The organism is Oscillibacter sp. KLE 1728 (genome assembly GCF_934833455.1).
In the GTDB taxonomy this organism is placed as follows: Bacteria; Bacillota; Clostridia; order Oscillospirales; family Oscillospiraceae; genus Oscillibacter; species Oscillibacter welbionis.
The window spans coordinates 1-8,375 of record NZ_CAKVVF010000089.1; the positions used below are offsets into that span (position 1 = coordinate 1).

An 8,375-nucleotide genomic window follows, 5' to 3' on the forward strand; every position below is an offset into this window, starting at 1 on the left:
ATCAGTACCCCAGCGAGGACTTCGATATCATCGACCACCTGAGCTTTGCCGTGGAACCCGGCTCCTTCCACTGCATCATCGGCATCAGCGGCTGCGGAAAGAGCACCATCTTCCGCATGACCAACGGACTCCTAAAGCCCAAGGCGGGGACCATTCTGGTGGAGGGGAAGTCCATTGTGGGACGCAAGCACTACTGCGGCTATATGCCCCAGAAGGACCTGCTGTTCCCCTGGCGAACCGTGGGAGAAAATGTGGCGCTGCCCTTGGAGATCCAGGGGGAGCTGACCCGTGCGGAGCGCCGGGACCGGGCGGAGGCGGCGCTGGCCGACGTGGGACTTGCCGGCTGCGGCAGCAAGATGCCGGACGAGCTCTCTGGCGGGATGCGGCAGCGGGCGGCCTTTGCCCGCACCATGCTGACGGGCTGCGACCTGCTGCTGCTGGACGAGCCCTTCTCCGCCCTGGACTTCCTCACCCGGATCTCCATGCAGGAGTGGCTGCTGGACCAGTGGCAGCGGCACAAGAGGACCATCTTCTTCATCACCCACGACGTGGAGGAGGCGCTGTTCCTCTCCTCCAGCGTGCTGGTGGTGGAGCGCACCCCCATCCGGGAGCTGGCGGAGATTCCGGTCCCCGCGTCCTTCCCGCGGGACCGCTCCTGCCTCAAACTGCCGGAGATGGTGGAGCTGAAGGAGCATCTCATCGACCTTCTGCGAAAGCAGGTGACCCCATGAAAAAGACCTGTAAAGCAAATCTACCTGCCATGATTTTTCTCTTCGCCCTGTTGATTCTCTGGCAGGCGGGGGCCATGGGATTAGACGCGGCCTATATCCTGCCGTCTCCCACCCAGATCCTGGCGAAGCTGTGGGAGCTGCGGGATGTCCTCTTCACCGTTCATCTGCCCGCCACCATGCTGGTGACGGCCATCGGCCTGGGGATCTCTCTGGTGCTGGGCCTGGCCCTGGCGGTGGTGATGGACGAGAGCGACCTGGTCCGCAAGATGATCTATCCCATCGTGGTGGTGTCCCAGACCATTCCCACCACCGCCATCGCACCGCTCTTTGTGCTGTGGTTCGGCTACGGCATCTGGAGCAAGGTGCTGGTGACAGTGCTCATCACCTTTTTCCCCATCACCATCACAGTGTACGACGGGCTCCGCTCCGCCAAGACGGAGATGGCGGAGCTGCTGGAGACTTACGGTGCCACGAAGAAGGACATCTTTTTGAAGATCAAGGTGCCCTGCGCCCTGCCATACTTCTTCTCCGCCGTCAAGATGGCGGTGCCCATGAGCATCATCGGCGCGGCCATCGGCGAGTGGTTGGGGGCCAAGAGCGGCCTGGGCTACTTCTCCCGCCGCATGATGACCCAGTTGGACGGCGCCGGGGTGTTCGCCCCTATTGTGCTGCTGTCCGCGGCGGCCATCCTGGCGGTGGCCGTTGTGAACCTGCTGGAAAAGCGGTTCGTCCGCTGGAGGGGAGAGTCCTGAAACCTGCGGGGCGGGCCCCGCAGGAATCACCTGGATCCAGTTTATAAAGAAAGGAAGATTGATGATGAAACAGAAACTTGCGCTGTTGCTGACGGCGCTTCTGCTGCTCACCGGCTGCTCCTCCGGCGGAAGCGGGGACACGGCGGACGGGCAGGACGACGGAGAGCTGGAGACCATCGACGTGGTGCTGGACTGGTATCCCAACGCCGTCCATGCTTTCCTCTACGAGGCGGAGGAGAAGGGCTACTTTGCGGAGGAGGGCCTGCAGGTGAATATCCTGTTCCCCTCTAACGCCAGCGATCCCCTGACCATGACGGCGGCGGGCCGGGCGGATATCGGCTTCTACTATCAGGAGGACACCATCATCGCCAAGGCCAATGAGGACGTGCCGGTGAAGGTGCTGGGAGCTGTGGTCCAGCAGCCCATCAGCATCGTCTGTGCCCTGGCGGAGAAAAACATCAAGACCCCGGAGGACCTGATCGGCAAGACCATCGGCTACTCCGGCACCCGCTTCGGCGAGGTGGCGGTGGGCCAGATGTTGGAGACTGTGGGCGCCACGCTGGATGACGTGGAGTTGATCGACGTGGGCTTTGACCTGATGAGCGCCATGACCACCGGAAATGTGGACGCCACCTTCGGCTGCTTCATCAACCACGAGGTTCCTGCGCTGGAGGAGGAGGGCTTCGCCGTGGACTACATGGAGGTCATGGACTACGGCGTACCCAACTACTACGCGCTGATGCTGGTGACCGGCGAGGACCAGCTGGAGGCCAACCGGGACAAGTACACTCGGTTCCTGCGGGCCTGTCAGAAGGGCTTTGCCGATATGCAGGCGGACCCGGAGGAGGCGTTGGGGCTCCTGTTGGCCAACCAGGACGAGGAGAACTTCCCCTTGACGGAGTCCGTGGAACGGCGAAGCTTTGATGTGCTGCTGCCCATCATGGAGACGGCCGACGCGCCCTTCCTGTCCCAGGACGTGTCCGTGTGGGAGGAGAACATCGACTGGCTCCAGAAGGTGGGCATGATCGACGCCGCCTTCGATCCGGCGGAGGTCATGGTGGACCTGCTGGCGGAGTGAGGCACGGCCGATGGAGGATGCCAAGAGACAGACACTGGCCCGGATCGTCCGGGCCGGGGCGGAGGAGATGCTGCCCCGCCAGCTGGCGCTGCTGGAACAGATCTGCGCCATCGACAGCGGCACCGGCAATGAGGCGGGCAACGCCGCCGTGACCGGGCTGCTGGAGCCGGTGCTCTCCGAGCTGGGGGCCCGGACAGAGCGGGTGACGGAGCCTGGTCTGGGGACCCATCTGGTGGCCCGGGTGCGGCCGGAACAGCCCCGGGGAAAGGTGCTGCTGGCCGCCCACCTGGACACGGTGTTCGGCCCCGGCTTTGCGGAAAAGCACCCCTTTCATATTGAAGGGGAGTGGGCCCACGGCCTGGGGGCCGGGGACTGCAAGAGCGGCGTCCTTATCTCCCTGTTCGGGGCGCTGATTTTGAAAAAGGCGGGCCTGCTGCCCCCCTGGGAGCTGACGTACCTTTTCACCTGTGACGAGGAGACCGGCTCCCGGTCCGGCCGCAAGGTCTACGCCCGGGAGGCGCAGGACGCGGCTCTGGCCCTGGTGTTCGAGGGCGGCCGGGAGCGGGACGGACGTCCCCGGTTTGTCACATCCCGCCGGGGGGTGATTCTGGGAACCGTCGACGTGGCGGGGCGGGAGGCCCATGCGGGTAAGGCGTATCTGGAGGGCCGCAGCGCCGTGCTGGAGCTGGCTCACCAGATCATCCGGCTATACAGCTTCAACGACTATGAGAAGGGCATCTACTACAATGTGGCGCCCATCTCCGGCGGACGGCCCAACGGCGTGGTGGCCGGAGAGGCCCGGGGGGAGTTCTGCGTGGCCGGGATTCCGGAAAACGCGGACTTCCCGGTGATCCAGGCCAGGCTGGACAGCATGGCGGACCAGGTGACGGTGGAGGGCTGCCGGGTGCAGGTCACCTACCGGACGCTGTTCCCCGCCATGGAGCGGAACGCCGCCAATCACAGCGCCTATCTCCGGGCGGCAGAGGCGGCGGAGCTGCTGGGTTGGGAGCCGGAGGAGATCGCGGACCCCGCCGCCACCGACGGGGCCTATCTCTCCACTTACGGCGTCCCCACGGTGGACGCCCTCTCCGCCATCGCAGAACAGATCCACACCACGGAAGAGCGGGTGCGCATCCCCTCCATCCGGGACAGGACGGCCCTGTGTGCGGCGATGCTGGGCCTGCTGGGATAACGCCCCGCAAAGCGGGCAAGTGCAAGAGACTGGGAAGGGAGCCCCTTCCCGGTCTCTTTTTCGGCGGGGGCAGACGATTCCCAAAGACGCATATCCCGCCCGGTCGGCGCATAGAGTTTGGAATAGATTCCGACAGGGGAGGGAGCGTCATGGCGGCACGGCACGTTGGGCGGCGGATCGGCACCGTCTCGTCCCAGCATCGGGCGGCGGAAAGGCGGCGGCGGAGTACCCCGGCTGCGCCGCACAGGGTCCAGCGGGGAAAACGGGAAACTCTGACTCCGGGAGAGCGGCGGCATCTGATCCAGCTGGTGGCCTGCGGCAGCATCTTTGTGCTGCTGGTGGCGGTGAAGCTCCTGCTGCCGGGACGCATGGCCCAGGTGAATGCCAAACTCACCGGAATGCTGGAACAGAACATCGACGTGCAGGCCGTGTTCTCCGCTGTGGGGCGGGCCGTGAGCGGCGAAGCGGATGTGGACGTAGCCCTTCAGGATATGTATCAGGCGGTGTTCGACCCTCAGGAGGATTCCGCCGTGGAGGTGTCAGCCCCGGCAGGGGGAGAGGCGGTGTCTCTCCAGCTTCCTGCGGCCATCGCGCCCCTGCGGGCCTTCCGGACCGGGACCGGCAGCAGCGACGGCTGGCTGGATCTGCCCGCAGCAGCATCCCAGACGGCAGAGACCGCGCAGACAGCAGAGGCCGATCAGACAGCGGAGACTGCGGAAACCGCATCCCAGGGCGCGGCGGAGGCGTCTACCCTGGCCTACGTCCTCTACTCCGACCAGAACCTGCCGGACAACGTGTGCCTGGAACAGGCCCTGCTGGGCTTTGATTACTGCACCCCGGTGATGGGCACCCTCACCTCTGATTTCGGCTACCGGGAGCACCCGGTGGAGGGAGAGGAGCGGTTCCACTATGGTATTGACATCGGCGCCGCCGCCGGGACGGAGATCGGCTGCTTTGCCGACGGTACCGTCACCGCCGTGGGGGAGAGCAGTAGCTACGGCAAGTACATCACCGTTGCCCACGAGGGGGGCTACTCCACCCTGTATGCCCATTGCAGCCGGATTATCGCCTCCTCAGGCGCCTCTGTGAAGGAGGGGGACGTGATCGCAGAGGTGGGGGAGACCGGCGTGGCCACCGGGCCTCATCTGCACTTCGAGCTCCATGAGGGCAGCCAGTACCTAAATCCCATCTACTATGTCTCGCTGGCGTGACCGGATTCGGATTTCCGGCGGCTTCTGGCTGCTGGCGGCCTGGTTCACACTGGTGAACGGCTGGCAGCTGCTGGCGGTGATCCTCTCCGCCGCGGCGCTCCACGAGCTGGGACACCTGCTGGTGCTGCGGCTGCTGGGGGCCCGGGTGCGGGAGCTGCGGGTCAGCGTCTTTGGGGCGGAGCTGATGACTTCCGCCGCCCGCCTGTCCTATCCGGGGGAGATCGCGGCGGTGCTGGCGGGGCCAGCAGTGAATCTGCTGTGCGCGCTGGTTCTGGGGGGCGCCCACGCCTGGGTGGCGGCGGGAGCCCATCTGTCACTGTGCCTCTTCAACCTGCTGCCGGTGCGGCCCCTGGACGGCGGCCGGGCGCTGTATCTCGCGGCCGCATGGCTGGCGGGTCCCTCCGCCGCGGAGCGCATCGCCTGCTGGGCGGGGGGCACGACGGCGCTGGCTCTGGGCGGCCTGGTGCTGTGGCTGATCGGGCGGACCGGCGGGAGCCTGTGGCTGCTGCCGGCTGCATTCGGCCTGCTGGCGGCGGCTCTTCGGGAACTGCACGGCAGAAAGGCGGATTTTTTGTAAAAAATACTTGCATTTTCCTCCTGGCCGTGGTATCCTATTACGGCTACAAAGGGTGGTCCTCTGCCGTGCACACGCCGGAGTGCGTTGATGTGCCTTTGAGAGAAGCGGCATGAACACCTATTATTTAGGAGGAACATCCATGGATCTGATTAAGGAACTGAACAAAGAGCGTCTGGAAGCGGAAGTGACCCCCGTCAAGGTGGGCGACACGGTCCGGGTGCACGTGAAGGTCAAGGAAGGCTCCCGTGAGCGTATCCAGGTCTTCGAGGGCACCGTCATCGCCAAGAAGCACGGCGGCATCACCGAGACCATCACCGTGCGCCGCATCTCCTACGGTGTCGGTGTGGAGAAGGTCTTCCCCGTGCACTCTCCCTCCATCGACAAGATCGAGGTGGTCCGCAACGGTGCTGTGCGGCGTGCCAAGCTGTACTATCTGCGCGGCCGCGTGGGCAAGGGCGCCAAGGTCAAGGAAAAGCTGTGATCCAAGACGAAAGAGAGGCGAAAGCCTCTCTTTTTTCTTGTCACACAAAATTTCCCCGGCATCTTGTGATTTTGACGGTTCTTTGATATACTAGCATACGTTATTGTGAAAAACTGCGGTGCTGGAGGAGGCGGTCACGTGCGGGGAGGAAAACGGCTCAACAGGGACGCGCTTTCCCTCCGCGGGCTGTACGAGTGGGTGCAGGTGCTGGTGTGCGCCGTGACAGCAACGGTGCTGCTGTTCACCTTTGCGGCGCGGGTGGTGCTGGTGTCCGGCCCCTCCATGCGGGAGACGCTCCAGCATCAGGACTGCCTGCTGGTGATGAACGCCCACCTGTGCGGTGGATTTGAGGCCGGGGACATCGTCATCATCCGGAAGGAGAGCTTCAAGGACGGGGAGCCCATCGTGAAGCGGGTGATCGCCACAGAGGGCCAGACGGTGGACATCGACTTTACCGCCGGTGCCGTCTATGTGGATGGGCAACTGCTGGAGGAGGACTACATCCGCCAGCCCACCTATCTGGAGGAGGGGCTGGAGTTCCCTGTCACCGTGCCGGAGGGCTGCGTCTTTGTTATGGGCGACAACCGCAACGACAGCGATGACAGCCGGGATCCGGAGCTGGGGCCGGTGGATACCCGGCAGATTTTGGGCCGGGCGGTGTTCCTGTTGTTCCCAGGCGTGACGGCGGACACCGACAAGCGGGACTTCGGCAGGATCGGCCCGCTGACATAAGAGCAAGGAGACCTCCGGCGGGGGGCTTTCCATCAACAGGGGCGAAAGCGCCCGCGGAGGTTTTGCAGACATGTGGAAGAAAGAGAAGAAGCAGGAGACGCAGGAGGTGTCTCCGGAAAAGGAGGAGGGCCGGGACCTGTATGAGTGGGCCCAGGCGCTGGTGTGCTCCGTGCTGGCGGTGGTGCTGCTGTTTACCTTCGTCATCCGGCTCATCGGCGTGGATGGACACTCTATGGTGCCCACCCTGCAGGACGGAGACCGGCTGCTGGTGCTGAACGCCATGCTGGACAACGACTATGAGTACGGCGACATCGTGGTGCTGCGGAAGGACACCTTTCTGGAGGAGCCCATCGTGAAGCGGGTGATCGCCACGGAGGGCCAGACGGTGGACATCGACTTTGTCTCCGGCGCCGTCTATGTGGACGGGGAGCTGCTGGAGGAGGACTATATCAACGAGCCCACCTATGTGGAGGAGGGGACGGAATTTCCCCTGACGGTGCCGGAGGGCTCCATTTTCGTCATGGGCGACAACCGAAACCACTCCAGCGACAGCCGCAGCAGCGACCTTGGCACGGTGGACACCCGGTATGTCATCGGCAAGGCGGTGTTCCTGCTGTTTCCCGGCGCGGACGAGGCCACCGGGCAGCGGGACTTCGGCCGCATCGGCCCCATTGCGGGGATCGACTGAGCCACGGGGACAGCTTCCTGAGAAGAATTGATTGGGCGCCGCCCGCCGGGGCGGCGTGAGGTAGGACTATGAATATTCAATGGTATCCCGGTCACATGACCAAAACCCGGCGGATGATCGCCGAGCAGATCAAACATGTGGATGCAGTGTGCGAAATCGTGGACGCCCGAATCCCTGTGTCCAGCCGGAACCCGGATGTGGACGAACTGACGGCGGGGAAGCCCCGGCTGGTGGTGCTGAACCGGGTGGACCAGGCGGACCCAGACGCCACGAAGCGGTGGGCGGCCTGGTTCCGGGCAAAGGGGTACGCGGTGATGGAGTCCGACGCCAAGAGCGGCGCCGGGACAAAGCAGTTTGCCGCTGCTGTCAAGACGCTTCTTGCGGACAAGCTGCGCGCCTATGCGGAAAAGGGGCAGAACCGGGTGGTCCGGGTGATGATTTTGGGCGTGCCCAACGTGGGCAAGTCCACCTTTATCAACAGGATCGCCGGCCGCAAGACTGCCAAAACCGAGGACCGGCCCGGTGTCACCCGGGCCAAGCAGTGGGTGCCCATCGACCGCGGGCTGGAACTGCTGGATACCCCCGGCATTCTGTGGCCCAAGTTTGAGGACCAGAGCGTGGGGCTGAACCTGGCCTACACCGGCGCGGTGAAGGACGAGATCCTGGACATGGAGACCCTGGGCTGCCACCTGATGGCGTACCTGGGCACCAACTACCCGGAGGCCCTGAGGACCGGCTACAAGCTCCCATCCCTGCCGGAGCGTCAGGACGGCGGGGAGGACGTGGCCTGGGGCTACCGCCTGCTGGAGGCCGCCGGGAAAAAGCGGGGCTTTCTGATCTCCGGCGGCGAGGTGGACACGGAGCGGATGGCCAAGATCCTGTTGGACGAGTACAGAGCTGGCAAGCTGGGACGCTTCACACTGGAAATGCCGG

The 8,375-nt window shown here is 64.5% G+C and carries 10 protein-coding genes; all 10 read left to right on the forward strand.

Annotated features, from left to right (window positions below; translation table 11 throughout):
* Nucleotides 1-731 (forward strand): ABC transporter ATP-binding protein (locus QVE23_RS09330; RefSeq protein WP_287968032.1); only part of this gene is annotated, 731 nt, incomplete at its 5' end.
* A complete protein-coding gene (locus QVE23_RS09335) occupies nucleotides 728-1,483 on the forward strand; it encodes an ABC transporter permease (RefSeq protein ID WP_021751261.1) in 756 nt (251 codons plus the stop codon). The genes QVE23_RS09330 and QVE23_RS09335, both read left to right, overlap by 4 nt.
* Nucleotides 1,484-1,547: 64 nt before the next feature.
* Nucleotides 1,548-2,561, forward strand: a complete 1,014-nt coding sequence (locus QVE23_RS09340) for an ABC transporter substrate-binding protein (protein ID WP_287555288.1) — start codon at nucleotides 1,548-1,550, stop codon at nucleotides 2,559-2,561.
* 10 nt (nucleotides 2,562-2,571) lie between these two features.
* The gene (locus tag QVE23_RS09345; protein WP_287827157.1) at nucleotides 2,572-3,753 is read left to right on the forward strand and encodes a M20/M25/M40 family metallo-hydrolase; all 1,182 of its coding nucleotides are present in this window, start codon (nucleotides 2,572-2,574) and stop codon (nucleotides 3,751-3,753) included.
* A 149-nt stretch (nucleotides 3,754-3,902) separates the two neighbouring features.
* The gene (locus QVE23_RS09350; RefSeq protein ID WP_021751258.1) at nucleotides 3,903-4,964 is read left to right on the forward strand and encodes a M23 family metallopeptidase; all 1,062 of its coding nucleotides are present in this window, start codon (nucleotides 3,903-3,905) and stop codon (nucleotides 4,962-4,964) included.
* Nucleotides 4,948-5,541: a zinc metalloprotease gene (locus QVE23_RS09355; RefSeq protein ID WP_119311082.1), complete on the forward strand. Its 594-nt coding sequence runs from the start codon at nucleotides 4,948-4,950 to the stop codon at nucleotides 5,539-5,541. The genes QVE23_RS09350 and QVE23_RS09355 overlap by 17 nt, the downstream gene beginning before the upstream one ends.
* 139 nt (nucleotides 5,542-5,680) lie before the next feature.
* Complete coding sequence (gene rplS, locus QVE23_RS09360) at nucleotides 5,681-6,022, forward strand: 50S ribosomal protein L19 (RefSeq protein WP_021751256.1); 342 nt, start codon at nucleotides 5,681-5,683, stop codon at nucleotides 6,020-6,022.
* 138 nt (nucleotides 6,023-6,160) lie between these two features.
* Nucleotides 6,161-6,754, forward strand: coding sequence for a signal peptidase I (gene lepB / locus QVE23_RS09365; protein WP_021751255.1), 594 nt, complete (start codon nucleotides 6,161-6,163; stop codon nucleotides 6,752-6,754).
* A gap of 70 nt (nucleotides 6,755-6,824) precedes the next feature.
* Entirely contained in the window at nucleotides 6,825-7,442 is a 618-nt protein-coding gene (gene lepB / locus QVE23_RS09370) for a signal peptidase I (protein WP_021751254.1), read from the forward strand.
* Nucleotides 7,443-7,510: 68 nt separating this feature from the next.
* Nucleotides 7,511-8,375: ribosome biogenesis GTPase YlqF (gene ylqF, locus QVE23_RS09375; RefSeq protein ID WP_287968036.1), on the forward strand; the 865-nt coding region annotated here is incomplete at its 3' end.